Origin of the sequence: Rhizobium hidalgonense, from assembly GCF_005862185.2 — a bacterium.
Classification (GTDB): Bacteria; Pseudomonadota; Alphaproteobacteria; order Rhizobiales; family Rhizobiaceae; genus Rhizobium; species Rhizobium hidalgonense.
This window is the reverse complement of record NZ_CP054027.1, coordinates 261749-286469: the sequence shown is the minus strand read 5'-3', so window position 1 is coordinate 286469 and position 24721 is coordinate 261749. Positions and strand designations below refer to the sequence as shown.

General features: G+C 61.0%; 25 protein-coding genes. 3 read left to right on the top strand and 22 right to left on the bottom strand.

The window, feature by feature from the left end; translation table 11 throughout:
- Positions 1 to 31: 31 nt before the first annotated feature.
- From FFM81_RS01330 to sdhC, 16 genes are all read right to left on the bottom strand, one after another.
- Complete coding sequence (locus FFM81_RS01330) at positions 32 to 784, bottom strand: SDR family oxidoreductase (protein ID WP_138385232.1); 753 nt, start codon at positions 782 to 784, stop codon at positions 32 to 34.
- Positions 781 to 1311 carry a hypothetical protein gene (locus tag FFM81_RS01325; protein WP_138385233.1) on the bottom strand — a complete coding sequence of 177 codons (531 nt, stop codon included), beginning with the start codon at positions 1309 to 1311 and terminating at the stop codon, positions 781 to 783. Before FFM81_RS01325 ends, FFM81_RS01330 begins: the two co-directional genes overlap by 4 nt.
- Positions 1308 to 2045, bottom strand: coding sequence for a DUF4241 domain-containing protein (locus FFM81_RS01320; RefSeq protein ID WP_138385234.1), 738 nt, complete (start codon positions 2043 to 2045; stop codon positions 1308 to 1310). The genes FFM81_RS01325 and FFM81_RS01320 overlap by 4 nt, the downstream gene beginning before the upstream one ends.
- 11 nt (positions 2046 to 2056) lie before the next feature.
- Entirely contained in the window at positions 2057 to 3319 is a 1263-nt protein-coding gene (gene odhB / locus FFM81_RS01315) for a 2-oxoglutarate dehydrogenase complex dihydrolipoyllysine-residue succinyltransferase (RefSeq protein WP_003567249.1), read from the bottom strand.
- Positions 3320 to 3359: 40 nt separating this feature from the next.
- Complete coding sequence (locus tag FFM81_RS01310; RefSeq protein WP_003567251.1) at positions 3360 to 3668, bottom strand: YciI family protein; 309 nt, start codon at positions 3666 to 3668, stop codon at positions 3360 to 3362.
- Between the two features lie 15 nt (positions 3669 to 3683).
- A complete protein-coding gene (locus FFM81_RS01305) occupies positions 3684 to 6668 on the bottom strand; it encodes a 2-oxoglutarate dehydrogenase E1 component (RefSeq protein ID WP_037091895.1) in 2985 nt (994 codons plus the stop codon).
- 170 nt (positions 6669 to 6838) lie between these two features.
- Positions 6839 to 7741 carry a succinate--CoA ligase subunit alpha gene (gene sucD, locus FFM81_RS01300; protein ID WP_003567255.1) on the bottom strand — a complete coding sequence of 301 codons (903 nt, stop codon included), beginning with the start codon at positions 7739 to 7741 and terminating at the stop codon, positions 6839 to 6841.
- 13 nt (positions 7742 to 7754) lie between these two features.
- The gene (locus FFM81_RS01295; protein WP_003567257.1) at positions 7755 to 8246 is read right to left on the bottom strand and encodes a DUF1579 family protein; all 492 of its coding nucleotides are present in this window, start codon (positions 8244 to 8246) and stop codon (positions 7755 to 7757) included.
- A gap of 7 nt (positions 8247 to 8253) precedes the next feature.
- Entirely contained in the window at positions 8254 to 9447 is a 1194-nt protein-coding gene (gene sucC / locus FFM81_RS01290) for an ADP-forming succinate--CoA ligase subunit beta (protein WP_003567259.1), read from the bottom strand.
- Between the two features lie 15 nt (positions 9448 to 9462).
- Positions 9463 to 10428, bottom strand: a complete 966-nt coding sequence (mdh, locus tag FFM81_RS01285; protein ID WP_003567261.1) for a malate dehydrogenase — start codon at positions 10426 to 10428, stop codon at positions 9463 to 9465.
- A gap of 178 nt (positions 10429 to 10606) precedes the next feature.
- The gene (zapE, locus tag FFM81_RS01280) at positions 10607 to 11770 is read right to left on the bottom strand and encodes a cell division protein ZapE (RefSeq protein WP_003567263.1); all 1164 of its coding nucleotides are present in this window, start codon (positions 11768 to 11770) and stop codon (positions 10607 to 10609) included.
- Positions 11771 to 11848: 78 nt separating this feature from the next.
- Positions 11849 to 12364 carry a protease inhibitor Inh/omp19 family protein gene (locus FFM81_RS01275; protein ID WP_003567266.1) on the bottom strand — a complete coding sequence of 172 codons (516 nt, stop codon included), beginning with the start codon at positions 12362 to 12364 and terminating at the stop codon, positions 11849 to 11851.
- 337 nt (positions 12365 to 12701) lie between these two features.
- A complete protein-coding gene (locus tag FFM81_RS01270) occupies positions 12702 to 13481 on the bottom strand; it encodes a succinate dehydrogenase iron-sulfur subunit (protein ID WP_003567268.1) in 780 nt (259 codons plus the stop codon).
- A gap of 18 nt (positions 13482 to 13499) precedes the next feature.
- Positions 13500 to 15341, bottom strand: coding sequence for a succinate dehydrogenase flavoprotein subunit (gene sdhA, locus FFM81_RS01265; RefSeq protein WP_003567270.1), 1842 nt, complete (start codon positions 15339 to 15341; stop codon positions 13500 to 13502).
- 7 nt (positions 15342 to 15348) lie between these two features.
- Positions 15349 to 15729: a succinate dehydrogenase, hydrophobic membrane anchor protein gene (gene sdhD / locus FFM81_RS01260; RefSeq protein ID WP_003567272.1), complete on the bottom strand. Its 381-nt coding sequence runs from the start codon at positions 15727 to 15729 to the stop codon at positions 15349 to 15351.
- Positions 15730 to 15739: 10 nt separating this feature from the next.
- On the bottom strand, positions 15740 to 16135 hold the full coding sequence (sdhC, locus tag FFM81_RS01255) for a succinate dehydrogenase, cytochrome b556 subunit (RefSeq protein ID WP_003567274.1): 396 nt from the start codon (positions 16133 to 16135) through the stop codon (positions 15740 to 15742).
- Positions 16136 to 16448: 313 nt separating this feature from the next.
- Between sdhC and FFM81_RS01250 the strand changes: the two genes are divergently transcribed.
- The gene (locus tag FFM81_RS01250; RefSeq protein WP_003567276.1) at positions 16449 to 16958 is read left to right on the top strand and encodes a hypothetical protein; all 510 of its coding nucleotides are present in this window, start codon (positions 16449 to 16451) and stop codon (positions 16956 to 16958) included.
- A 22-nt stretch (positions 16959 to 16980) separates the two neighbouring features.
- Here the strand turns inward: FFM81_RS01250 and FFM81_RS01245 are convergent, their stop codons facing one another.
- The 6 genes from FFM81_RS01245 to FFM81_RS01220 all read right to left on the bottom strand — a co-directional run bounded on the left by FFM81_RS01245 (position 16981) and on the right by FFM81_RS01220 (position 22494).
- Positions 16981 to 17334: a RidA family protein gene (locus FFM81_RS01245; protein WP_003567278.1), complete on the bottom strand. Its 354-nt coding sequence runs from the start codon at positions 17332 to 17334 to the stop codon at positions 16981 to 16983.
- 185 nt (positions 17335 to 17519) lie between these two features.
- Positions 17520 to 18389 carry a LysR family transcriptional regulator gene (locus FFM81_RS01240; protein WP_025417250.1) on the bottom strand — a complete coding sequence of 290 codons (870 nt, stop codon included), beginning with the start codon at positions 18387 to 18389 and terminating at the stop codon, positions 17520 to 17522.
- A gap of 106 nt (positions 18390 to 18495) precedes the next feature.
- Positions 18496 to 19560 (bottom strand): ABC transporter ATP-binding protein, encoded by a 1065-nt coding sequence (locus FFM81_RS01235; RefSeq protein WP_003567283.1) that lies wholly within the window; start codon positions 19558 to 19560, stop codon positions 18496 to 18498.
- Between the two features lie 10 nt (positions 19561 to 19570).
- Complete coding sequence (locus FFM81_RS01230) at positions 19571 to 20410, bottom strand: ABC transporter permease (RefSeq protein WP_003567285.1); 840 nt, start codon at positions 20408 to 20410, stop codon at positions 19571 to 19573.
- Positions 20407 to 21291 carry an ABC transporter permease gene (locus FFM81_RS01225; RefSeq protein WP_003567287.1) on the bottom strand — a complete coding sequence of 295 codons (885 nt, stop codon included), beginning with the start codon at positions 21289 to 21291 and terminating at the stop codon, positions 20407 to 20409. The genes FFM81_RS01230 and FFM81_RS01225 overlap by 4 nt, the downstream gene beginning before the upstream one ends.
- Before the next feature lie 126 nt (positions 21292 to 21417).
- Positions 21418 to 22494, bottom strand: a complete 1077-nt coding sequence (locus FFM81_RS01220; RefSeq protein ID WP_138385235.1) for an extracellular solute-binding protein — start codon at positions 22492 to 22494, stop codon at positions 21418 to 21420.
- Between the two features lie 260 nt (positions 22495 to 22754).
- On the opposite strand from FFM81_RS01220, the gene speB reads away from it, so the two are divergent.
- Positions 22755 to 23816: an agmatinase gene (gene speB / locus FFM81_RS01215; RefSeq protein ID WP_025417252.1), complete on the top strand. Its 1062-nt coding sequence runs from the start codon at positions 22755 to 22757 to the stop codon at positions 23814 to 23816.
- A gap of 83 nt (positions 23817 to 23899) precedes the next feature.
- The gene (locus FFM81_RS01210) at positions 23900 to 24697 is read left to right on the top strand and encodes a transporter substrate-binding domain-containing protein (protein ID WP_138385236.1); all 798 of its coding nucleotides are present in this window, start codon (positions 23900 to 23902) and stop codon (positions 24695 to 24697) included.
- The last annotated feature ends 24 nt before the right edge of the window (positions 24698 to 24721 follow it).

The following is a 24721-nucleotide window of genomic DNA, read 5'->3' as shown; positions in this document are numbered from 1 at the left end:
TAGACTGCATGCTATTTTTCGCCCTGTCGCTCTAGCGGCCGCCGCTCACATTGAGGATCGCGCCGGTTACATAGGAAGCCGAAGGAGAAAGAAGATAGAGGATTGCATTCGCCACCTCCTCGGGCGTACCGGCGCGCTGCATCGGGACTGACGGCGCCATTTCGCGCGCCCGGTCCGGCAGGCCGCCCGAAGCATGGAGGTCGGTTTCGATGATGCCGGGCCTGATGGCGTTCACACGGATGCCCTCGGCGGCAACCTCGCGCGAAAGCCCCACCGTGAACGTGTCGACCGCCGCTTTCGAGGCGGCATAATCGACATACTGCGTCGCCGAACCGAGGATCGCCGCCATCGACGAGACGTTGACGATCGCGCCGCCCTGGCCACCATGGCGGCTCGACATGCGGCGTATGGCCTCTGCGGCGCAGAGTATGGAGCCGGTGACATTGACGCGCAGCATGCGCTCGATCCGCTCTGCCGACATCTCGTCGACCCGCTGCGGATAGTCGACGATGCCGGCATTGTTGACGAGGCCGTCGAGCCGGCCGAAATGGCGGTCGACCGTGGCAAACATCGCGGGGATATCCGCAGCCTTGCCGACATCGCCCTCAATCGCCACCGCCTCGCCGCCATCCTCGACGATCGAAGCCACGACGGCATCCGCAGCCTTGCGGTTGGAGGCGTAATTCACCGCGACGCGCCAGCCCTGGCGAGCGGCGAGGCGGCAGACGGCAGCGCCGATGCCCCGGCTTCCGCCGGTCACCAGAACAACAGGGGTATCGCTCATGTCGCACACTCCTTGAAAACAAGCACGTCCCAGGGCGCCACGGAAGCCTTGCCCTCGCCCCAGGCGCTGGATTCGCGAATTGCCGGACCAAGCCCCGGAAGCACCAGCTTTTCAGCCGCTTCGGCGCCTTCCGGCTGCAGATTGTCCATCTCGCCCTCGGCATCGATGCCGTAGACGGCGCCCTGCCAGACCGTGCAGGCATTGAGATCGGCGCCGGTCGCATCACCCTCGGGGCAATTGAACATCAGGATGCCGATGGCACGCACCGGATCTTCCGATGCCATGACATAGCCTTCCATCACGACGGCTGTCCTGAGGGCGCTGACCTTGAACTGATTGCTGGCGGCAGCGGATGGCGAATTCAGCGGCGTAAACCGCAATTCATACGCCGCGTCGCGATCGACGTAGACGGCCTGTTCCTGCTTGCAGGCGGCGCCGAAGGCAGTCACAGGAACGCCGAAGAATGCAGCGGCCGCAATTGCAGCCACGCCCTTCCGCCCCCCCGTGATCCTGATCCCCGCGCTCATTGCAGCTTTGGCTCCCTTCGCCCGTCAGCATTCTCGATCACGCTGAAATCCGTCAGCAGCACCAGCGCCCGGCCGTCTTTGTCGAGCCCCCAGAAAACCGGATAAAAACCGTCGCCCCAGCCGCTCCAGAACACTGCGACATTGCCCTTCTTGCCGGCAACCGGCCGGTGCAGCGCATAGGTGCCCTTGTTGGCATCGAGATCGGCGGCCAGCACGTCGTCGTAGTAATTGATATCGGCGTCAGGTTTTTGCGCCTGCACCTGCGCTTGACGCTCGTCGATCAAAGCAAGCGTCTGCGCATCCATGTAGCAGCCGACGCCGGCATCGACCGGATAGCCGAAAATCTCGTCATCCTTCAGCGTCGCTGGATCCTGCCCAGGCAGGACCGCGAGTTCCCAACGATCCGGCTTACCCTCGGCAAACCGCATACTGGCGGCGGCAATGCGCCCGAAGGCCTGGTAGAGCGTCACCGGATAGTCGCCCGGCGCAACCGTTTTTGCGAGTGCTGGACGATCGGGCTGGGCGAGAGGGTCGGCCGCGACGATACGTCCCGAGGTCAGCTCGACATTGCCCATATGGATCACGTTGATCGACCGTCCGGAAAGTTCGGCGTCGCTGAGCGCCACCAGCTCGAAATTGCTGCTGATCCAGCCGGCCGCCGACGCGGAGACCGGGACATGCGCGGCGGCAGCGCAAAGAACAAGGCGCGCCGCTCGCATGATCCGGTTCCGCATCGAAACGCTCCTTAGAGATCGAGAACCAGACGCTCCGGATCTTCCAGGCTTTCCTTGACGCGCACGAGGAATGTCACCGCTTCCTTGCCATCGACGATGCGGTGATCGTAAGATAGAGCCAGATACATCATCGGACGGATGACCACCTGGCCGCCGATCGCCACCGGCCGCTCCTGGATCTTGTGCATGCCGAGAATGCCGGATTGCGGCGCGTTGAGGATTGGCGAAGACATCAGCGAACCGTAGACGCCGCCATTGGTTATGGTGAAGGTGCCGCCCTGCATGTCGGCCATGGAGAGCGAGCCGTCACGGGCTGCCTTGGCAAGACGGCCGAGTTCCTTCTCGATTTCGGCGATCGACATCTGGTCAGCATCGCGGATGACCGGAACGACGAGACCCTTGTCGGTGCCGACGGCCATGCCGACATGGCAGTAGTTCTTATAGATGACGTCAGTGCCGTCGATTTCGGCATTGACCGCCGGCAGTTCCTTCAGCGCATGCGTCACCGCCTTGGTGAAGAAGCCCATGAAGCCGAGCTTGACGCCGTGCTTCTTCTCGAAAATGTCCTTGTACTTGTTGCGCAGATCCATGACCGCCTTCATGTCCACCTCATTGTAGGTGGTCAGCATGGCGGCGGTGTTCTGCGCATCCTTGAGGCGCTTGGCGATCGTCTGGCGCAGGCGCGTCATCTTCACGCGCTCTTCGCGCGAGGCATCTTCGACCGTCGACGGGCCGCGCGCGGCGGCAGGGGCGGCGGGTGCTGCCGCCGGAGCCGAAATGCCCTTGGCGACGGCGGCAATGACATCGCCCTTCAGCACCTGGCCGCGTTTGCCGCTACCATCGATCTGATCGGCGGAAAGGTTGCTTTCGGCAAGCATCTTCGAAGCCGCCGGTGCCGGCGGCATGGTGGAGACGGAGGCGCTCGATGCTGATGCGGCAGCAGCGGCAACCGGCGCCGGCTGAGCGGGAGCAGCCGCGGCCGGCTGGGCAGGAGCGGCAGCCGGTGCAGCAGCAGCTGGTGCGGCGCTAGCCGCGGCACCTTCGGCGATCTGGCCGAGCAGCGCGCCGAGGCCGACGGTCTCGCCGGCTGCGACAACGATTTCCGAAAGCGTGCCGGAGGTGGGTGCCGGAACTTCGATGGTCACCTTGTCGGTTTCAAGCTCGAGAATCGGCTCGTCGGCCTTGATGGCGTCGCCGACCTTCTTGAACCAGGTGCCGACGGTTGCCTCGCTGACGGATTCACCGAGAGTTGGAACGCGGATTTCTGTGGCCATTGTTCAGATCCTGATTTCGTGTGTGTTCGTTTTAAGCGTTTCAGACGGCGGGCGGCCGCAAGATGATCGAGGGCATCGGCAGGATATCGAAACGGAAACCGAAACCGGAAGCAATGATCGGGTCGCCGTCGGCAAGAAGCTGTGCCGCCGCCTGATCCTCGACTTCGACGATCGCCATGCCGAAGGCGCCTTCACCCTCGAAGACGGGGCCGACGACGATCGCCGTTCCCGCAAGGGCGTGCCGATGCCAGTATTCGACATGGCGTTTCATCGCCGCCATTTCCTCCCCGGTCCCGTCATGCGGGAAAGTGGGGCGCGGCGGCAGCAGTCTCAGAAAGAAATAAGCCATTTGCGCCCCCTTGTGTTAGCCGCCCAGTGCATCCTCGAGGAATGCGGCGAGCTGCGACAGATGCTTGGACATAAGACCCGTCGCCGGCGAGGCGGCGGCCGGACGGCCGGTATAACGGACGCGCTGGTACTTTGCATCGATGTGGGCAAGGACCCATTCCAGGAAGGGATCGATGAACGACCATGCGCCCATGTTCTTCGGCTCTTCCTGGCACCAGACCATCTCGGCATTGCGGAAGCGCGACAGCTCGTTGATCAGCGCCTTCGCCGGGAACGGATAAAGCTGTTCGACACGCAGGAGATAGATGTCGTCGATACCGCGCTTTTCTCGCTCTTCCAGAAGATCGTAATAGACCTTGCCGGAGCACATGACGACGCGGCGGATCTTGTTGTCCTTCTGCAGCTTGATCGGGCCGTCCTTGATCACCTCGGCATCGTCCCAGAGCAGGCGATGGAAGGCAGATTCGCCGGCCATTTCGGCGAGCGTCGAGACCGCCCGCTTGTGGCGCAGCAGCGACTTCGGCGTCATCAGGATCAGCGGCTTGCGGAAGTCGCGCTTCAGCTGCCGGCGCAGGATGTGGAAGTAGTTCGCCGGCGTCGTGACGTTGGCGACCTGCATGTTGTCTTCAGCGCAAAGCTGCAGGAAACGCTCGAGGCGGGCCGAAGAGTGTTCCGGGCCCTGACCTTCATAGCCGTGCGGCAGCAGGCAGACGAGGCCCGACATGCGCAGCCATTTGCGTTCGCCCGACGAGATGAACTGGTCGAAGACCACCTGCGCGCCGTTGGCGAAATCGCCGAACTGGGCTTCCCAGAGCGTCAGCGCATTCGGGCGGGCGAGAGAGTAGCCATATTCGAAACCGAGCACGGCCTCTTCCGACAGCATCGAATTGATGACTTCGTAGCGCCCCTGCGTCGGCGAAAGATTGGCGAGCGGGATGTAGCGTTCTTCGGTTTCCTGATCGTAGAGAACTGAATGGCGCTGCGAGAAGGTGCCGCGTTCGCAATCTTGGCCGGACAGGCGGATCTTGCTGCCTTCGACGCAAAGCGCGCCGAAGGAGAGCGCTTCGGCCATTGCCCAGTCGATACCCTCGCCGGTGGCGATCATATTGGCGCGGTTTTCCATGAAGCGCTGGATCGTGCGATGGGCATTGAAGCCCGCCGGGATCTCCGACAGCTTGCGGCCGATCTCCTTCAGGGTCTTCATCGGCACGGCGGTCTTGCCGCGGCGCTGCTCGTCGGCATTGTCGGCCGCGCGCAGGCCCGACCACTCACCGTCCAGCCAGTCGGCCTTATTCGGCTTATAGTGCTGGCCGGCCTCGAACTCCTGTTCGAGATGAGCTCGCCAGTCAGCCTTCATCTTCTCGACTTCACCGTCGGTGAGCAGGCCTTCGGCGACGAGGCGCGCCGCATAGATCTGCAGCACGGTCTTGTGGCCGCGGATGACCTTGTACATCTTCGGCTGCGTGAAGGACGGTTCATCGCCTTCATTGTGGCCGTAGCGGCGATAGCAGAACAGGTCGAGCACCACAGGCTTGTGAAACTTCATGCGGAATTCGGTCGCCACCTTGGCCGCATAGACCACCGCTTCCGGATCGTCGCCGTTGACGTGGAAGATCGGCGCCTCGATCATCTTGGCGACGTCGGACGGATAGGGCGACGAACGCGAGAAGGCGGGGTTCGTGGTGAAGCCGATCTGGTTGTTGATGATGACGTGCATGGTGCCGGCGACGCGGTGGCCGCGCAAGCCGGAAAGGCCGAGGATTTCGGCAATGACGCCCTGGCCGGCAAAAGCCGCGTCGCCATGGATCAGCAGCGGCAGGACCTTGGCGCGTTCGGAAAGCGGAATGATGTCACCGTCCCAGACGGCGGCGTTCATGTCCTGCTTGGCGCGGGCCTTCCCCATGACGACAGGATCGACGATTTCCAGATGCGAGGGGTTTGCCGTCAGCGAAACATGCACCTTGTTGCCGTCGAATTCGCGGTCGGAAGAGGCCCCGAGATGGTACTTGACGTCGCCCGAACCTTCGACTTCGTCGGGTGCGTAGGAGCCGCCCTTGAACTCGTGGAAAATCGCCCGGTGCGGCTTGCCCATGACCTGGGAGAGCACGTTGAGGCGGCCGCGATGGGCCATGCCGAAGACGGCTTCCTTAAGGCCGAGATGACCGCCGCGCTTGAGGATCTGCTCCAAGGCCGGGATCAGCGACTCGCCGCCGTCGAGGCCGAAGCGCTTGGTGCCCTTGAATTTGACGTCGAGAAACTGCTCATAGCCTTCGGCTTCGACCATCTTGGCGAGGATCGCCTTCTTGCCCTCAGCTGTGAAAGCCACGCCCTTGTCCGGGCCCTCGATGCGTTCCTGAATCCAAGCCTTCTCTTCCGGGTTGGAAATATGCATGAATTCGACGCCGAGCGTCGAGCAATAGGTGCGCTCGAGAATATCGATCATCTCGCGGATGGTCGCGTATTCCAGGCCGAGCACGTTGTCGATGAAGATTCTGCGGTCGTAATCGGCTGATGTGAAGCCGTAATTCTCCGGCGACAGCTCGCGATAGTCGTCGACCGAAGCGGCGATGCCGAGCGGGTCGAGCTTGGCATGAAGGTGACCGCGCATGCGGTAGGCGCGGATCATCATAATAGCGCGCACGGAATCGCGCGTCGCCTGCAGAACGTCGGCGCCGTCGGCAGGCTTGCCCTGAGCTTCGGCCTTGGCCTTGACCTTGGTCTCGATGACCTTCTCGACAACGCCCCAATCACCATCGAGAGCCGACACCAGATCGCCGCCGGCCGCAATCGGCCAGTTCTTCTTGCGCCAGGAAGCCCCCTTGGCCGCCTTTTTCACATCGCTGGGATCTTCGTCCAGCGCCTTGAAGAAGGTGCGCCACTGATCGTCGACCGACGCTGGATCCTCTTCGTACCGCGCATAAAGCTGCTCGATATAGGCAGCGTTGGCGCCATCCAGAAACGAGGTGACCTGAAACTGCTCGTTGGCTTCTTGCCGTGCCATGGTGTTATGCGGACGCTTCCGTCCGCCTCCTGACTTTGATGATTTTGCCGGCTCGATCACCGGCTGCCGCATTTCGATTGCCGCCTGTCCGCGGCGCATCTGCATGTCTCGTGCCGTCAAGGCCGGGCGAAAGGCTGAGATGCCGCTCCTCCGCCCGGGTATAAGTTGGATTAGCCCTTGAGGACTTCAACCAGTGTCTTGCCGAGGCGGGCCGGAGACGGCGACACTTTGATGCCTGCCGCTTCCATCGCCGCGATCTTCGATTCCGCATCGCCCTTGCCACCGGATACCACGGCGCCGGCATGACCCATGGTGCGGCCCTTCGGTGCGGTGCGGCCGGCAATGAAGCCGGCCATCGGCTTCTTGCGGCCCTTCTTGGCCTCGTCGATGAGGAACTGGGCCGCGTCTTCTTCAGCTGAGCCGCCGATTTCGCCGATCATGATGATCGAGGTCGTGGCTTCGTCGGCGAGGAACATTTCCAGCACGTCGATGAACTCGGTGCCCTTGACCGGGTCGCCGCCAATGCCGACGGCCGTCGTCTGGCCGAGGCCTTCGTTGGAGGTCTGGAACACGGCTTCATAGGTCAGCGTACCCGAGCGGGACACGATGCCGACCGAGCCCTTGCGGAAGATCGAGCCCGGCATGATGCCGATCTTGCATTCTTCCGGGGTCATGATGCCCGGGCAGTTCGGCCCAAGCAGTCGCGACTTGGAGCGGTCGAGGCGAGCCTTGACGCGCACCATGTCCATGACCGGGATGCCTTCGGTGATGCAGGTGATGAACGGGATCTCGGCGTCGATCGCCTCGATGATCGCATCGGCAGCACCGGCCGGCGGAACATAGATGACCGATGCGTTGGCGCCGGTCTTTTCCTTGCCTTCGGCAACGGTTGCGAAGATCGGCAGGCTTTCACCCTTCGAGCCGGCCCAAGTTTCGCCACCCTTCTTCGGGTGGATACCGCCGACCATCTGCGTGCCGTAATAGGCGAGCGCCTGTTCGGTGTGGAAGGTGCCGGTCTTGCCGGTCAGGCCCTGCACGAGAACCTTGGTGTCTTTGTTGACGAGAATGGACATGCGAGGCCTTTATTTAGGAGAGGTTGGAAGACGTGGAGGACGCGCGACGATAGATGCCGCTGACGACCTCCTGCCAAGTATCGCTGCCTGCAGGCGAAAAGCTGACGCCCATCCGGTAGCAGTCTTCATTTTCAAAAGTGAATGCGGTGCGCTGTCTGCCCCGCGGCGAAGTCTTCATCAGCACCAGGTCGTTGCCATTCCAGGTGCCGGAAGCCGGCGAGGGAGGCGCAAAACCGGCGCTGTCGAACTGGTAGAGCTTGTAGCTCTCATCCGAAGCATCGAAGCCGAAAACATTTCGGGCCTCGAAGGAAACAGCCCCGTCACGCGTCTGGCGATAGCGCTGCTCGATGAAGAACCCGCCGAACAGGGCCTCGCCGGAAAGCGCGGCACTGGCCTTGCCTTCAGTCGTCCACGCCGACGCCGCAATACGCTCTTCCCCGTCCCATGCGCCGGCGAAGGCGTTGAGGCGGAAATGCGCTGCGGAGGGCGTGGACTGGAAGGTCATGATCGTCTCAGCCTTTGATCGCCGCGACGATCTTCTTGGCCGCATCGTCCAAGTCGTCGGCCGCCGTGATGGCGAGACCCGACTCGTTCAGGATCTTCTTGCCGAGCTCGACATTGGTGCCTTCAAGGCGCACGACGAGCGGAACCTTGAGGCCGACTTCCTTGACCGCGGCAATGACACCCTCGGCAATGACATCGCACTTCATGATACCGCCGAAAATGTTGACGAGAATGCCTTCGACCTTGGGGTCGGCGGTAATGATCTTGAAAGCCGCAGCAACCTTCTCCTTGCCGGCGCCACCGCCGACGTCGCAGAAGTTAGCCGGCTCTTTACCGTAGAGCTTGATGATATCCATCGTCGCCATGGCAAGACCGGCACCGTTGACCATGCAGCCGATATTGCCGTCGAGCGCGACATAGGCGAGGTCCCATTTCGAGGCCTCGATTTCCTTGGCGTCTTCTTCGGTTTCGTCGCGCAGCAGCTTGACGTCGTCGTGACGGAAAAGCGCATTGCCGTCGAAGGACATCTTCGCATCGAGAACGCGCAGATGACCATCCTTCATGACGATCAGCGGATTGACCTCGAGCAGCGCCATGTCCTTCTCGTTGAAGGCCTTGTAGAGCGCCGGGAAGAGCGACTTCGCATCTTCGGCGGCAGCGCCGTCGAGCTGCAGAGCTTTGGAGATCGCGGCCACGTCGGCAGCCGTCACGCCGGTTTCCGGATCGATGGCGATCGTGTGGATCTTCTCCGGCGTGTCGTGGGCGACAGCTTCGATGTCCATGCCGCCTTCGGTGGAAACCACGAAAGCCACACGACCGACCGAGCGGTCGACCAGCAACGAGCAATAGAGCTCGCGAGCGATGTCGGCACCGTCTTCGATATAAAGGCGATTGACCTGCTTGCCGGCGTCGCCGGTCTGGGCCGTCACCAGCGTATGACCAAGCATTTCCTTGGCATGGGCGACCACTTCGTCGATCGACTTGGCGAGACGCACGCCGCCCTTGGACTCAGGCGACAGTTCCTTGAACTTGCCCTTGCCGCGGCCGCCGGCATGGATCTGGCTCTTGACCACGTAAAGCGGGCCGGGAAGCGACTTGGCGGCAGCCTCGGCTTCCTCGACCTTGAGAATTGCCACACCCTCGGCAACCGGCGCGCCATAACCCTTCAGCAGAGCCTTGGCTTGATATTCATGAATGTTCATGGGTCTGTCCCTGTTTTATGACTTCAGCGCAGGCGCGATGTTGATGCAGGCTTCGCAGAGACCGGCGACGGCACCGACGGATTTGTCGAAGGCTTCCTTCTCGGTCTTGTTGAGGTCGATCTCGATGATGCGCTCGACGCCGCCCGCACCGATGACGGTGGGAACGCCGACATACATGTCCTTGACGCCATACTGGCCGCTCAGATGAGCCGCGCAGGGCAGAACGCGCTTCTTGTCCTTGAGGTAGGATTCGGCCATCTCGATCGCCGAAGCGGCCGGCGCGTAATATGCCGAACCGGTCTTCAGCAGGCCGACGATTTCAGCGCCGCCATCACGCGTGCGCTGAATGATCTCTTCGAGACGTTCCTTGGTAACCCAGCCCATGGTGACGAGGTCGGTGAGCGGAATGCCGCCGACGGTGGAGTAACGGGCGAGCGGCACCATGGTGTCGCCGTGGCCGCCGAGCACGAAGGCGGTCACGTCCTGGACCGAGACGTTGAATTCCTTGGCGAGGAAAAGGCGGAAGCGCGAGGAGTCGAGAACGCCGGCCATTCCGACGACCTTGTTGGCCGGGAGGCCGGAAAACTTCTGGAGCGCCCAGACCATGGCGTCGAGCGGGTTGGTGATGCAGATCACGAAGGCGTTCGGGGCATATTTCTTGATGCCGGCGCCGACCTGTTCCATCACCTTGAGGTTGATACCGAGAAGATCGTCGCGGCTCATGCCCGGCTTGCGAGCAACACCGGCGGTGACGATGCAGACGTCAGCGCCTTCGATCGCGGAATAGTCGCTGGCGCCCGTCAGATTGACGTCGAAGCCTTCGACCGGCGAGGACTGGGAAATGTCGAGACCCTTGCCCTGGGGGATGCCGTCCGCAATGTCGAAGAGGACGATGTCGCCCAGTTCCTTCAGGCCGGCGAGGTGTGCCAGCGTGCCACCAATCATGCCAGAACCAATGAGTGCGATCTTGTTACGCGCCATTTCGCTGTTTCCTTTGCGATCAAATTCGTCGAGCGACGCGCAACAAGGCACCGCTCAATGACGAAATCGCATAGACCGAAAGCCTAAAAATGGCAATCCATTAATTTTGATGCAGCGTTTTCAATCGTTTAGATACAAAAATTCTTACGTAAACGTAAGACAATCTGTCACCGGATTGTTACTCGGCCGCGCGCTTTTCATGGTGCAGCGCCAGATATTCGGCACTGCGCATCTCGAACAGGCGCGAGGCCGTGCGGTCGAATTCGAAACCTTCGGTGCCGCGGCGGTGCACTAAAAGTTCCTCCGGCATCGCGGCGGCGGAAATGTAGAGGCGCACGGCATGATCGTAGAATGTATCGACGAGAATGATGAAGCGTTTGATCTGATTGCGTTTTTCCGGCCCCAGCAAGGGAACGTGATCGACGAAGACCATGTCGAAACGCTCGGCGATGGCCAGGAAGTCGGTCGCCCCCAGCGGCTTCTCGCACAGATCGGCGAAGGAGAATCGCGCCATGCGGTCGACGGCGAGCGGCACGTGGATGTGGCGCCCCTTCATCGGAATGTCCAGCGGCTGCGCCTTGCGCCCGTGCAGCGCCTGCGTCCAGGACGCGTCCATCGCCATGTCGTTGTGATCGTTGATCGGCACCAGATAGACCGGCTGGCTGCTCAGCTTCTCCATCCGGTAATCAGTTGGCGAATCCAGGGTGACGACGTCGACATGCTGCTTGAGCAGGCCGACGAAGGGCAGGAAGAGGCCGCGGTTGAGGCCATCCATGTAGAGATTGTCGGGCTCGACATTCGAGGTCGCGACCAGCACGCAGCCACGCGCGAAAAGCTCGGAGAACAGCCGCGACAGGATCATCGCATCGGCAATATCGGTGACCGTGAATTCGTCGAAGCAGAGCAATTCCGCTTCCTCGTAAAGGGCTGCGGCGACCGGCGGCATCGGATCGGCCTGCTTGGTCTCGCCGTTCTTGAGCTTCAGCCGGTGCGCTGCAATGCGATTATGCACGTCCGCCATGAATTCGTGGAAATGCGCCCGGCGTTTCTTCCGGCACGGCGCCATCGCAAAGAACATGTCCATCAGCATGGTCTTGCCGCGGCCGACGCTGCCGTGAATGTAAAGCCCCCTGGTGCCGTCGGCGGATTTCTTCTTGGCGGCGAACAGCCAGCCGAGCGCGCTCGATTTTGCCGCCGGCCGCCGCTGTTTCAGCCCGGCCAACACCCTGTCGAGGTTCTTTGCCACCTCCATCTGGGCGGAATCGATCTGCAGCATACCCGAGGCGGTCAGCGCTTTGAGCTGTTCGCAGACGCTGAGCGCGTAATCCGGCATGGGTTGCATGAGGGCATCCGCCTGTCAGTCATCGGCGGAGACCGCCGGATCGTTTACCGCGCCGGTTGGTTTACCGCGCCGGTTGGTTTACCGGCTGAGGCTGATCTGCTGACCCGTGCTGGTCTGGCCCTCGAAGCGGTTGTCGGCCGTCTTGTAGACGCTGCCGAGCTGGTTGCCCGAGCGGTCCTTGAGCAGCACCTGCTTGCCGGCAACCTCCCAGGACCCCATCGCCGTCAGCTCGCCGACGCAGCCGCGCGTGCCGCCGCGCGAACCGCTGCCGAGATTGGTCAGCGTCAGGAACATGTCGCAGCTGCCATTGACGCGCCAGCTTCCGACCATCGATTCCTTGGTGACATCAAGCGCATTTGCGGTCATTGCGCCAGGCTGAGCCCCACCCTGCATCGGCGCCGTCGTCGTCGGCGCCGCCGGAAACGACGAATTGTTCACCGGCGGAAGCTGCCCGCCCTGCACCGAGGGTACCGGCTGTGCCGTCAGCGGCGTCGGCATCGAATTGGGGCTGGAGTTGTAATTATATGCCGTCCGATCACAACCGGCTAGCGCGAGAGCCACCACCAGACCTGTCATCGCATATCGCAACTGCATCATCATACTCCTGAATTCGGCTATCGCCGCAAAGAAACGGGCGTGAGACAAGTCCGATTATCGTAATTCGCTTTGGTTAATCAAGTCGAACTGCATAAATTGACCGTGACAACCACTAACCGAAAAACGATACAGTTCAACTGCCCCGCTGCAGAACTTCCTGCACATAGAATTTGTCAGCAAGGTGTTGCGCGCGTTGATCTCTGTCCGGACCCCTGTCGAACTCCCGCAATATCTCGGAATAAGGCTCGACACGAGCTCTCCACCAGCACTGCGGCGCGACCTGGCCTGCGAAACGGCTCGAAGCCGTCTCTTCAGCCGTCGGCATGCATCCTGATCAGACCCGGCGCTCGACCATCATCTTCTTGATTTCGGCGATCGCCTTGGCCGGGTTGAGGCCCTTCGGGCAGGTCTGCGCACAGTTCATGATCGTGTGGCAGCGATAGAGGCGGAACGGATCCTCGAGATTGTCGAGGCGTTCGCCGGTTGCCTCGTCTCTGGAATCGATCAGCCAGCGATAGGCCTGCAGCAGAACGGCCGGACCGAGATAACGGTCGCCGTTCCACCAGTAGCTCGGACAGGAGGTCGAGCAGCAGGCGCAGAGGATGCATTCATAGAGGCCGTCGAGTTTCTGCCGGTCCTCGTGGCTCTGCTTCCATTCCTTGGCAGGCGCCGGCGACACCGTCTTCAGCCAGGGCTCGATCGAACGATGCTGGGCATAGAAGTTGGTGAGGTCCGGCACCAGATCCTTGACGACCGGCAGATGCGGCAGCGGATAGATCTTCACCGCGCCCTTGATGTCGTCGAGGCCCTTGGTGCAGGCAAGCGTGTTGGTGCCGTCGATATTCATCGCGCAGGAGCCGCAGATACCCTCGCGACAGGAGCGGCGCAGCGTCAGGGTCGGGTCGATCTTGTTCTTGATGTAGAGCAGACCGTCGAGCACCATCGGGCCGCAATCGTCGACATCGATATAGAAAGTGTCGATCGACGGGTTCTGCCCGTCATCCGGGCTCCAGCGGTAAACGCGGAACTCACGGGTGTTCTTGGCACCCGCCGGCTTCGGCCAAACCTTGCCTTCGCGCATCTGGGAATTCTTGGGGAGAGCGAGTTCAACCATATCCGGTTCCTCTTGAGATCAGTACACGCGAGCTTTCGGCTCGATCTTGTGCGGATCGATGCCTTCGGCGATGAGCTCGGTGTGAACCGGCCGATAATCGAGCTTGACGTCACCCGCCTCGCCGACCCAGGCAAGCGTATGCTTGCGCCAGTTGACGTCGTCGCGGCCGGCGAATGCACCTTCGGTATAATCCTCGCGGGCATGCGAACCGCGGCTCTCCTTGCGGGCCTCGGCGCCGTAGATCGTCGTGATGGCGTTGGCCATCAGGTTCTGCAGCTCCAGCGTCTCGACCAGATCCGAGTTCCAGATCATCGAACGGTCGGTCACCTTGATGTCGCGCATTTCCTGCCAGATCGCCGAGATGCGCCGGCAACCGGATTCCAGCGATTCCTGGGTGCGGAAGACGGCGGCGTCTTCCTGCATGGCGCGCTGCATTTTCTCGCGCAGTTCCGCCGTCGGCGTACCGCCGCTGGCGTGACGCAGTCCGTCGAAGCGGTCCATGATCTTGTCGCAGGAAGCAATATTAAGATGCGGGATCGGCGCTGCGCGGTCAATCACCTCGCCGGCGCGGATCGCAGCGGCGCGGCCGAAGACCACGAGATCGATCAGCGAGTTGGAGCCGAGGCGGTTGGCGCCGTGCACCGAGGCGCAGCCGGCTTCGCCGACGGCCATCAGCCCGGGGATGATCCGTTCCGGATTGGCGCTGTCGGCATTCAGCACTTCGCCCCAGTAGTTCGTGGGAATACCACCCATATTGTAGTGAACGGTCGGCAGGACCGGGATCGGCTCGCGCGTGACGTCGACGCCGGCAAAGATCTTGGCGCTCTCGGAAATGCCCGGCAGGCGTTCATGCAGAACGGCCGGATCGAGATGGTCGAGATGCAGGAAGATGTGATCCTTGTTCTTGCCGACGCCGCGGCCTTCGCGGATTTCCAAGGTCATGCAGCGCGAAACGACGTCACGCGAAGCAAGGTCCTTGGCCGACGGCGCATAACGCTCCATGAAGCGTTCGCCCTCGGAGTTGACGAGGTAACCACCTTCGCCGCGCGCGCCTTCAGTGATCAGACAGCCCGAACCATAGATGCCGGTCGGGTGGAACTGGACGAATTCCATGTCCTGCAGCGGCAGGCCTGCACGCGCTACCATGCCGCCGCCGTCGCCGGTGCAGGTATGGGCAGACGTTGCCGAGAAATAGGCGCGGCCGTAGCCGCCGGTCGCCAGCACCACCATCTTGGCGGCGAAGCGATGGATCGTGCCGTCATCGAGACACCAGGCGACGACGCCGGTGCAGCGGCTGCCGTCTTCCGACATGATCAGGTCGAGCGCGAAGTATTCGATGAAAAATTCGGCGTTGTGGCGCAGCGACTGGCCATAAAGCGTATGCAGGATGGCGTGGCCGGTGCGGTCGGCAACGGCGCAGGTGCGCTGCACCGGCGGGCCTTCGCCGTAATTCTGCATATGGCCGCCGAACGGGCGCTGGTAGATCTTGCCTTCCTCATTGCGCGAGAACGGCACGCCGTAATGCTCGAGTTCATAGACCGCCTTCGGCGCTTCCATGGTGAGATACTGCATGGCATCGACATCGCCGAGCCAGTCGGAACCCTTGACGGTGTCGTAGAGGTGCCACTGCCAACTGTCGGGCGTCATGTTGCGCAGCGAGGCGGCAATGCCGCCCTGGGCGGCGACCGTGTGCGAGCGGGTCGGAAACACCTTGGTGATACAGGCGGTGCGAAACCCCTGCTCAGCCATGCCGAGCGTGGCGCGCAGGCCGGCGCCGCCGGCGCCGACGACGATCACGTCGTAGGAGTGATCGACATATTTGTAGGCCTTGCCGTTCTGGGCGGGTGAAGTCGGTGCCATATCGAGCTTATCCTACGAATGCGATTTTCAGAATGGCGAAGAGACAGAGGCCGGCGATCAGGATCGCAAAAAACGTGTTCAGCATCAGCAGCGCGATCTTGCCGAACTCGCCATGCACGTAATCCTCGATGATCACCTGCATGCCGAGCTTCATATGGATGACACCCGATATCACCATCAGCCCCATGACGACCGCGACGAAAGGGTTCGACAGCGCGCGGACCACATCCGCATAGGGCGCGCCGGCATAGGCGATCATGAAGAAGAGGAAGAACAGGATGAGCGGGACGTTGGCGACCGCGGTCAGCCGCTGGCGCCAGAAATGGTCCGTGCCGTCCTTGGCGGAGCCGAGCCCGCGAACCTTGCCGAGGGGGGTGCGCATATCCATGAGAGAACCTTTAGAAGCGAATGAGGAAACCGATCACCCAGACCAGCACGGTCAGACAGAGCGACCCGATGACATTGGCGATGGCGAGCTTGGTCGAGAATTCCTTCTCGAAGCCGTAGCCGAGATCCCACATAAAGTGGCGGAAGCCGCCGAGCATGTGGTGCAGCAGCGCCCAGGTATAGCCGAGCAGCACGAGCTTGCCGAGAAGGCTGCCGAGCACCCAGTTAGCCCAGTCATAGGAGCTCTGGCCGCTTGCCGCCGCGATCAGCCACCAGGCGACCAACAGCGTGCCGACGTAGAGCGCGCCACCGGTAATGCGGTGGACGATCGACATGACCATGGTGGGAATAGGTTTGTAAATTTGCAAATGCGGCGACAGGGGCCGATTATTTGTCACGTTCGCCATCAGAACCTCGCGGCGGCTTCTCTGCGCTCCCGGATTTCGGAGCATGCTCAGTCAACCACACGAATGACGAATTCTCTGTGTGCGTTGCATCAATTGCGACGTTTAATCACCGGAAACGCCGACGACAAGCACAATCGCTGTCTCGCCTTAATTTAATCGATTCGGGTTACCAGGAAATTTGCAGGCTAACGAAACTGGGGTTTTCGGCTCAATAATCAGGCCGATCTCCTGAGCCGCATGGACAAGCTGCCGCTTTTGGCGCAATCTTGCGTTAACGATTTGTTAACCCTCGGAATTCCGGAGGCCGGCGCCCATGTTTCGCAGTCTATCCGCAGTCACTCTGCTTGCTCTGTCTGCACTTGCCGTGTTCCCCGCTACCGCCGGCGAGCGCCGTCTTGATCATCGCTTCCCCGATCATCGCTTTTCCGGCCATCGCCACGCCGTCCATAACGGATTGTTTCTCGGTGAGCGTGCAGGCTGGCGCAATCGCGGCATCCGTTTCGATCATGCTTTCGGCCACCGATACGTCAGGGAGCGGATGCCGTTCTTGAAGCAGTATTCATCTCCGGCGACAAATCGCGTCGCTCGCGGCGCTCTGGTCATCATCGCTCCCCAGGCGCCACGTGGCGACAGCGGCGGCACCTATGCCGGCTCATCCTATGCCTATCAGGTCGATGGCGGAACGTATGTCGGCGGCTATGGCTATGGATACTATCCCGCAGCACGGCCCGAGCCGCAGGCCCCGAAGGCGAAGGTCATCGACGTCGCCATCCAGGACGACCCTTGCACCTACGAGGCCAATGTCTGCGTCATTCGGCCTTAGAATATTGCCGAACGCAGGCGGCTCAAATTTGCCCGGTCCCGCTTTTTCGCGACGCGGCTACGTCGATACGGATGGCGCACATCGGTGGGAGATTCTTGTCCTCGAACGTCGCCCGCCGCGGCGTTCCGCCATCCGGCATCCAGGCATCCCAGGCTCTGTTCATTTCCTCGAATGAGGCAAGGTCCCTGAGCCAGATGTTGGCGAGAATGATCTCCGACTTGTCTGTACCTTCGCGCAGCAGCAAATCATTGATACGCTCCAGTATTTCGTTGGTTTGCGCTGTCACGCTCGCTCCCCTCGTCAGGTTTGCGACCTGGCCGGGCAGATAGGCGGCATCTGCGAGGAGAGTTTCGTCAACTTTGGCTTGGCCCATCATCGTATTCGCAGACTTCCATGAATGCTGGAGATCGGGCCGTCGACCCTTCGTCGGATCACTATGGAGCTTCGCTCGCCATCCCGGTAGAGAGAATAAAATTGACCCGATATAATGGAAGCTGAACGCGCCTAAAGCGCGTCGCGATCTTTCAGCATCGCTCTTAGACCAATTCCAGGAAAAGTGAATTAACTCGACAATATCGCGGTATGCCGCGAAATGAAATCCACGAGGTACCGCGCGCCTTCGGCCGTCTCGGACTGAGCATACAGACCGATTTCGATGCGTACCGGACCGGGCAGGTCCGTCGATCTGTCAAGTGTCCGGCAGCCTTCCGGTTTCGTTGTAAGCATCATCGGTGCGATACCGATACCGACGCGAACCGCGGTCGCCATGGCCACCAGCGTCGATGCGACGCATGCCGTCTTCCACGTGAAGCTGCGCTGCGACAGAGCCGCAATCGTCGGGAGCGTCCAGGGACACTCCTCCTCGAACATAATGATGGGAAGCGGTTTTTCCGCATCCACCACAAAGTCGGATCTGACCGTCCACATCAAATATTCGGTCCAGATCAGGGTCGGCTTTCGCGAGAGACAGGTAATGTCGCAAACCACGAGATCCAGCTTCCCGTCTTCAAACAGATGGGCGAGGCGGCGATTCGGTTCGACAATGATGTCGATGTCGACCTTCGGGTTCTGGGCTCTGAAATCGCTCAGAATGTCGATCAGGTGGCCGGCAGCGAAGTCCTCAACGACGCCGAGGCGAATGCGATCCTCGATCATCTTGCCGGTCAGTCTTTTCTCGACTTCGTCGCTGAGGGCGACCAATTCGCGGGCATAGGCCAGCATGATCTGCCCATGGCTCGTGAGCTCGAGGCCTTTTGACGAACGCGAAAACAGCGCAACGCCGACCAGCTCCTCCAGCTTGCGGATCTGCATGCTCACGGCCGCTTGCGTTCTGTTGAGCTTAACCGCTGCTCCATTAACGGTGCCGATCTCAGCGACGGTCAGAAACGCGCGAAGCAGATAGGAATCAAGATCAAGCATCGGAAGCCGCATTCCATACTTTGTGACGCTCGAGAGCCGAGGGCCTCTCTGCTATAACCGATATTGGACGAACCATGTTCTTCCGGCAACTGGCGATCCTGCGCCCGTCAATGAGAGTTTATCGCGCGAAGAGAACGCATGCCTCGGGGGGAATGGAAACGCTGACCTCCTGCCCGCGAGTGAAAGCTATGTCTGGACGGTTCGTGCAAGCCGAGATTATGCGGTCGCCACTGACCAAGTCGAGAACGACATGCCTGAAGGCACCGAGTGTCACCACGTCGGCAACACGTCCGGGCATGGCACCGGAGCTCGGAGCGCCGGACGATATCTCGACGCTTTCCGGCCTCACGCAAATCTCGGCGGCACCTGAAATGTGTTCCCTTGACGCGACCGAAAATTCCCAGCCGAATTCGGAGCGAAATTTGCGGGCCGTTTCGCCCGCTGCCGAAATCGAGCCGTGGATCCAATTCGTCCGCCCCATGAAATCCGCGACGAAACGCGAATCTGGACGCCAATACACATCATCCGGCCTGCCGGATTGCATGATTGCGCCGCGATTCATCACGAATATGCGCTCCCCAAGGCTCATCGCCTCCTCCTGGTCGTGGGTTACCACGATTGCGGTCGAGCCGACCGCGGCAAGCACATCCTTCAGTTCGGTGCGCAGCTCATGCCGAAGTTTGGCGTCGAGCGCCGACAGGGGCTCATCCAGAAGAACGAGGCTCGGATGGGTGGCGAGCGCCCGCGCAAGCGCAACGCGCTGCTGCTGGCCGCCGCTCAACTGGTGCGGCCGCCGCTGTCCGAAACCGACGAGCCGGACGAGCTCAAGCATCTCGGCAATGCGGCGCGGTATTTGCCCCGGCGGATGGTTGCGATGGCGAAGTCCGTAGCCGATATTCTGTTCGACGGTCATATGCGGGAAAAGAGCATAGTGCTGGAACAGCAGCCCGACGTTGCGTTCATAGGGTTTCAATCCAGCCATCGGCATGCCGTCGATCAAGATCGACCCTTTGTCAGGCCGCTCGAATCCGGCAATAAGACGAAGAATGGTGGTCTTGCCGCAGCCGCTCGGTCCAAGCAGTGCAATTGTTTCACCTGGGTTCACCGAAAAGGAGATATTACCGAGGGCGACGGTTTCGCCGAAGCGCTTGCTCACCCCTTGAAATTCCACGGCAGAAATCATCGTATTGTCCTCAAGAACGAAACAAACCCTGACCCACGACCGTGTCGAAGCCGACGACACGCTCCAGTATGACGATCAGCAACGCGGTGACGGCAATCAGCACCACGGCCGCTGCAGCGATCGTCAGATCGAAAGCCGCGCGCATGTTGCTGACCAGCGTAACAGGCAAGGTCGTTGCGGACGGATCGCTCAGGAAGAGACTGATGGACACGTCATCTATCGAAATCGCGAAGGCGAAGATCGCACCGGTGACGACGCCCGTCCGCATGAGCGGCAGGGTAATGGACCAGAAGGCCTGGCGCTCGGTAGCACCGAGAACCATCGCGGCTTCCGTCAATCGTCGGTCGCTGCCGAGAAGGCTGGCGAGACTCGTCCTTATGCAGTAGGGCAGCGTCACGATCACGTGGCCGAGGAGCAGGCGCGCCATACCATTTGCAATACCGACCTTGGAAAGGAAAAGCAGCAGGCCGAAGCCGATGACGACCGGCGGGACGATGAGTGGCGAGAGAAAGACCGAAGTCAGCGCTCCCTTTCCTGGAAAATTGCCACGGGCAAGGCCGACAGCCGCCGCAGTTCCGATCGTCACGGACAGAACCGTCGTGAGGACAGCCAAGATGAGGCTGGTGCGCAGGCTGGCAAGGATATCCGCCTGGGAGACGAGCCGTTCGAACCAGTGAAGCGACAAGGCAGGCGGCGGCAGTGGACCAAGGTAGGTCCTAGCGTCGAAAGCCATGAGACATGTTATCGCCAACGGAATGGCGAGGAACGCCAATCCAAGGCCGATGACACCGTAGGCGAAGGAACCGGCGATCCGGTCTCCGGTTCGCGCTGCAAGAGACTGTATGCTCATCGGGAAACCCTCCAGGGCTGCGCAAACGTTATGACAGCGACAACCGCCAACGCCACGGCAAGCATGACGAGCGAGATCGCCGCGCCGCTCGGATAGTTGGCGATATCGCTGAACCGGGTGTAGATGACGTTCGACATGAAAAGCACCCGGCCCCTCCCGAGCACCATGGGAATAACGAAGGCGCTGATCGCGAAAGTCAGCGAGACAAGCGCGCTTGAGATCAGAGCCGGGAAGCTTAAGGGAAGCGTGATCGACAGATGGGCTTTCCATCCCGGCGCGCCGAGGGATTGGGCGGCATCGAGCAGACGCGGATCGATCGATTGCATCGCGCCGATCATTGTCAGCGTTGCGACCGGTATGATCGAGTGAACGAGACCCGCGGTAACGACGATATTGATATATTCGCGGCTGTTGGGCGAAAGGCCAAGCGTCAGGAGGAGGGGTCGGAAGATGCCGACCGACCCGAAGGTCAGTTCGATCGCATAGGTCTTGATCAGGACGCTGGATAGAACAAGCGTAATCAAAAAACCAAGGGTGAGTGCGCGCATCCGCGGGGAAATGCGCCGCACGATGACGTAGGCCAGAGGAAACGCCACAAGCTGACCGATGATCGCAGCGGCTCCGCCGATCCAGAAGGTTGTCAGCAGCACACTCGCAAACGCCTGGTTTGCAAGCTCGTAATAGTTTTGAACCGTTGCCGCGGCATTTTCAACGGAACCGACACGCCCCGGCGTAAACTCCTTCAGGCTTTCGACTGCCAGATTGACTAGCGGTGACAGAAAACCGAATGCGAACACCAGGAGAGCCGGCCCGAGCGTCAGGGCAGCATCTCGGCGATCGGGAATTGAAATGGCAACAGGTTGCCGCCTTGCTTTGGTCATGATGGAACAGCCTTTTCCTCGCCCTTGACCGGGCATGAGAAAGGGAGGTTATCGAAGTCCGCATTCACGCCTTCGATAACCTGCCGCGAGGTGCCTTCGAGCACTTCCGTGAAAACCTGAACCGCTCTAGAGCAACGGGGCGATGTCCTGTTCCCAGCGTTTGGACCAGGCATCCTGCTGTTCGAGAACGACATTATAATCCGGCACGTAAACGAAGTTCGAAAACTCGTCCGACGTGAAGGACAGATGCTTGAGACTGTCCGGCGTGACCGCCTCGCTGTTCAACGGCGCTTCACCAGCCACCTTGGCATAGAGCGAGTTCATGTCCGGGCTGATCGCGAAGTTGACGAAATCGAGCGTTGCCTTGGTGTTCGGTCTATTCTTCAGGACGCCGAAACCGCTCTGGTAGAGGAAGACCTTGAAATTGTTGTCCTTGGTAAAGCGAGTAACGGGAAAGTTCTTCGCCACGGCCGCCCAACCGGGCTCAGCGAAGAAGCCGACGGAGGTCTCGCCCGACGTCAGCGAATTGGTGAAGTCGATGTCGGTGACGGCGACGCGGCCGATATTGCCGGATTTCGCCAATTCCTTCATGAGCTTCCATCCGGGCTCCATATTCGTTTCACTGCCTCCGGCGTGAAGGGCGAGCGCGACAATCTGGAGCATCATGCTCTGTGTCGGGCCCGGCCAGCAGATCGCGCCCTTAAGATCGGGACTCAGCAGATCATCGATGGTTTTCACGGCGAGAGGAGCCGTGTCGGTTCGGGCACCGAAATACATGCCGCCGACCGCGCGTGGCACCGCTTTGATATTACCCTTGCCGTCACGAATGATGATTTTCTCAGGAATATTCGCAAGGTTGGGAATATCGGCAGGATTGATGGTCTCGAGCCAATCCTCCTTCACCATGCTGTTGAATGAGCCTTCCCACCCGGCGACATAGTCGTAGTCGACATTCGGCCAGACGGCCTTGATCTTTGGAAGGATCGCGCCCGCGCCGCCCTGATGAAGAACCCAGTTGAATGTCGCTGCACTCTGGTCGGCGGCAATCTGCTTCATGGCTTCGACGACATCGCCGCCCCATTCGACGGCGGTCAGATTGCCGCTGCCGGCTGCGGCGGATCTCGCAAACCCGGTCATCGTGCCGGCAATCCCCGCGGCAGCGGCGGACCCGAGGAAGCGGCGGCGTGTCATATCGTGCAACATGGTAGTTCCCTTTGTTGTCGGCCCTCTGCCGGACCGTTCGCATCGGAGACTGCTTGGAGGTTGCCAACCGCGGTAGTGGGAAAATTCTCGCCGGGTTATAAGGTTTTCTGAATATCTCGATGAAACGCGCTGCCCGCATCGCTGAGCTCAGCGGATCGAAGCTATCAATAATCGTTATATCCCCTCTCGAATTTTCGCGGTTCCAACAGTAGCAGGCGGAGCCGATGATGATGTCAGCATCAATACCGTGGGAGCCTGCCTTGACCATTGACCGGGATTTTCTGGAAGACTTGAGAAAGCGCTTCGGCAGCGCCGCGGGCGGGGAGATGGAAGATCCGCACTTCCGTGCCGTGGCGGCGAGTGTATTCAAGGACGGCGACAGCCGCAAATGGCCCTTCGCCGATCCTGCGACCTTTCTGGACGCCCGTTTCATCGAGAACGGCTTGCGGCCCGAGGTGCTCGAGGCGCTTGACGTGGCTCTGATCGGCGTGCCGATGGACCTCGGCGTCACCAATCGCGCCGGCGCGCGGCTGGGGCCGCGGGCCGTCCGGGCGATCGAGCGTATCGGTCCCTACGAACATGTTCTGCGTGTCGCGCCGATGGGAGGGCTAAGGGTCGCCGATGTCGGCGACGTGCCGATGCGCAGCCGGTTCGGCCTGGCCGAATGCCATGCCGACATCGAGGCATGCTATCGGATGATCGCGGCAACCGGGGTTATCCCGCTGTCGGTCGGCGGCGATCATTCGATCTCCGGCGCCATCCTCAAGGGCCTAGCGGCCAGCCAGCCGGTCGGCATGATCCATATCGACGCTCATTGCGACACCGCAGGTCCCTATGAGGGCTCCAAGTTCCATCACGGCGCGCCTTTTCGCGAGGCGGTTCTGGCCGGCGTGCTCGATCCGAAGCGTACGATCCAGATCGGCATCCGCGGCGGCGGCGAATATCTCTGGGAGTTCTCCTTTGCCTCCGGGATGACCGTCATCCACGCGGAAGAGGTGGCGGAGATGGGTCTCAAGGCGGTGATCGCAAAGGCTCTGGAGGTTGTCGGCGCCGGTCCAACCTATCTCAGTTTCGACGTCGACAGCCTTGATCCGGCTTTTGCTCCGGGAACCGGCACGCCAGAAGTGGGCGGGCTTCAGCCGAGGGAGGCCCTGACCTTGCTGCGCGGCTTCAAAGGCATCAACCTCATCGGCGGCGACGTCGTGGAAATCGCGCCGCAATACGACAACACCACCAACACTGCGCAGATCGCCGCGCAGGTCCTGTTCGAACTCCTGTGCCTCGCGATGTTCAGTCCCGCGGTCAGGACAAACGTGACTTGAGACCCAGCTTACAGCGGGAGCGGGCCTGGTGCCCGTTGCCGTCCAACGCCTGTCGCACAATACATCTCAAAAAGGGGAACGACATGAATGCTCTTATGAAATTGCGCTACACCGCCACCGCGGCAATTGCCGTGTTCGGCATTCTGGCAGGGGCCGCTCAGGCCGACGAACTTGCCGATATCAAAGCCGCAGGCGAGATTAACATCGGCATCTTCTCCGATTTCCCACCCTTCTCTTCGGCAAGCGCCGATATGAGCATCAAGGGCTATGACATCGACGTCGCCCAGAAGATCGCCGATGGGCTCGGCGTGAAACTCAATCTCGTCAGCGTCACCGGCCAGAACAGGATCGCCTACCTGAACGACGACCGCGTCGACCTGCTGATGAGCGTCGGCTATTCGAAGGAGCGCGCCGAGGTTATCGATTTTGCCGCCCCGTACGCCCCCTATTATATCGCCGTCATCGGTCCGGCTGCGCTGAAGGTGAGCGGCAAGGAAGATCTTGCCGACAAAACCGTTGCCGTCAATCGCGGGACGCTCGAAGACACGTCGCTGACCGCCGCCGCTCCCGGCTCGGCCGCGATCCAGCGCTTCGAGAACTACAATTCGGTCATCCAGGCCTTCATTTCAGGCCAGTCCGAGTTGATGGTGGTCGGCAACGATGTCGGTGCGCAGGTTCTGGCACGACAGGACGCCCTGAAGCCGGAGCAGAAATTCCAGCTGCTCAGCTCGCCCTCGCACATTGCGCTCCGCAAGGGCGAGGAAGGCCTGAAGAAGGCTGTCAATGACAGCGTCGCCGCAATGGTCGCCGACGGTTCACTCGACGCAAGCTCGAAGAGCTGGCTGAAAGCGCCGCTCAACCCTGAAAATCTGAAGGACTGACGAGGCCGGCCTCCCGCTCAGCAG

Excerpts from the sequence above, each read along its gene's own strand:
- FFM81_RS01330 (WP_138385232.1), bottom strand. The coding sequence starts at position 784 with ATGAGCGATACCCCTGTTGTTCTGGTGACCGGCGGAAGCCGGGGCATC.
- FFM81_RS01325 (WP_138385233.1), bottom strand. The coding sequence starts at position 1,311 with ATGAGCGCGGGGATCAGGATCACGGGGGGGCGGAAGGGCGTGGCTGCA.
- FFM81_RS01320 (WP_138385234.1), bottom strand. The coding sequence starts at position 2,045 with ATGCGGAACCGGATCATGCGAGCGGCGCGCCTTGTTCTTTGCGCTGCC.
- odhB (WP_003567249.1), bottom strand. The coding sequence starts at position 3,319 with ATGGCCACAGAAATCCGCGTTCCAACTCTCGGTGAATCCGTCAGCGAG.
- FFM81_RS01310 (WP_003567251.1), bottom strand. The coding sequence starts at position 3,668 with ATGGCTTATTTCTTTCTGAGACTGCTGCCGCCGCGCCCCACTTTCCCG.
- FFM81_RS01305 (WP_037091895.1), bottom strand. The coding sequence starts at position 6,668 with ATGGCACGGCAAGAAGCCAACGAGCAGTTTCAGGTCACCTCGTTTCTG.
- sucD (WP_003567255.1), bottom strand. The coding sequence starts at position 7,741 with ATGTCCATTCTCGTCAACAAAGACACCAAGGTTCTCGTGCAGGGCCTG.
- FFM81_RS01295 (WP_003567257.1), bottom strand. The coding sequence starts at position 8,246 with ATGACCTTCCAGTCCACGCCCTCCGCAGCGCATTTCCGCCTCAACGCC.
- sucC (WP_003567259.1), bottom strand. The coding sequence starts at position 9,447 with ATGAACATTCATGAATATCAAGCCAAGGCTCTGCTGAAGGGTTATGGC.
- mdh (WP_003567261.1), bottom strand. The coding sequence starts at position 10,428 with ATGGCGCGTAACAAGATCGCACTCATTGGTTCTGGCATGATTGGTGGC.
- zapE (WP_003567263.1), bottom strand. The coding sequence starts at position 11,770 with ATGCAACCCATGCCGGATTACGCGCTCAGCGTCTGCGAACAGCTCAAA.
- FFM81_RS01275 (WP_003567266.1), bottom strand. The coding sequence starts at position 12,364 with ATGCAGTTGCGATATGCGATGACAGGTCTGGTGGTGGCTCTCGCGCTA.
- FFM81_RS01270 (WP_003567268.1), bottom strand. The coding sequence starts at position 13,481 with ATGGTTGAACTCGCTCTCCCCAAGAATTCCCAGATGCGCGAAGGCAAG.
- sdhA (WP_003567270.1), bottom strand. The coding sequence starts at position 15,341 with ATGGCACCGACTTCACCCGCCCAGAACGGCAAGGCCTACAAATATGTC.
- sdhD (WP_003567272.1), bottom strand. The coding sequence starts at position 15,729 with ATGGATATGCGCACCCCCCTCGGCAAGGTTCGCGGGCTCGGCTCCGCC.
- sdhC (WP_003567274.1), bottom strand. The coding sequence starts at position 16,135 with ATGGCGAACGTGACAAATAATCGGCCCCTGTCGCCGCATTTGCAAATT.
- FFM81_RS01250 (WP_003567276.1), top strand. The coding sequence starts at position 16,449 with ATGTTTCGCAGTCTATCCGCAGTCACTCTGCTTGCTCTGTCTGCACTT.
- FFM81_RS01245 (WP_003567278.1), bottom strand. The coding sequence starts at position 17,334 with ATGATGGGCCAAGCCAAAGTTGACGAAACTCTCCTCGCAGATGCCGCC.
- FFM81_RS01240 (WP_025417250.1), bottom strand. The coding sequence starts at position 18,389 with ATGCGGCTTCCGATGCTTGATCTTGATTCCTATCTGCTTCGCGCGTTT.
- FFM81_RS01235 (WP_003567283.1), bottom strand. The coding sequence starts at position 19,560 with ATGATTTCTGCCGTGGAATTTCAAGGGGTGAGCAAGCGCTTCGGCGAA.
- FFM81_RS01230 (WP_003567285.1), bottom strand. The coding sequence starts at position 20,410 with ATGAGCATACAGTCTCTTGCAGCGCGAACCGGAGACCGGATCGCCGGT.
- FFM81_RS01225 (WP_003567287.1), bottom strand. The coding sequence starts at position 21,291 with ATGACCAAAGCAAGGCGGCAACCTGTTGCCATTTCAATTCCCGATCGC.
- FFM81_RS01220 (WP_138385235.1), bottom strand. The coding sequence starts at position 22,494 with ATGTTGCACGATATGACACGCCGCCGCTTCCTCGGGTCCGCCGCTGCC.
- FFM81_RS01210 (WP_138385236.1), top strand. The coding sequence starts at position 23,900 with ATGAATGCTCTTATGAAATTGCGCTACACCGCCACCGCGGCAATTGCC.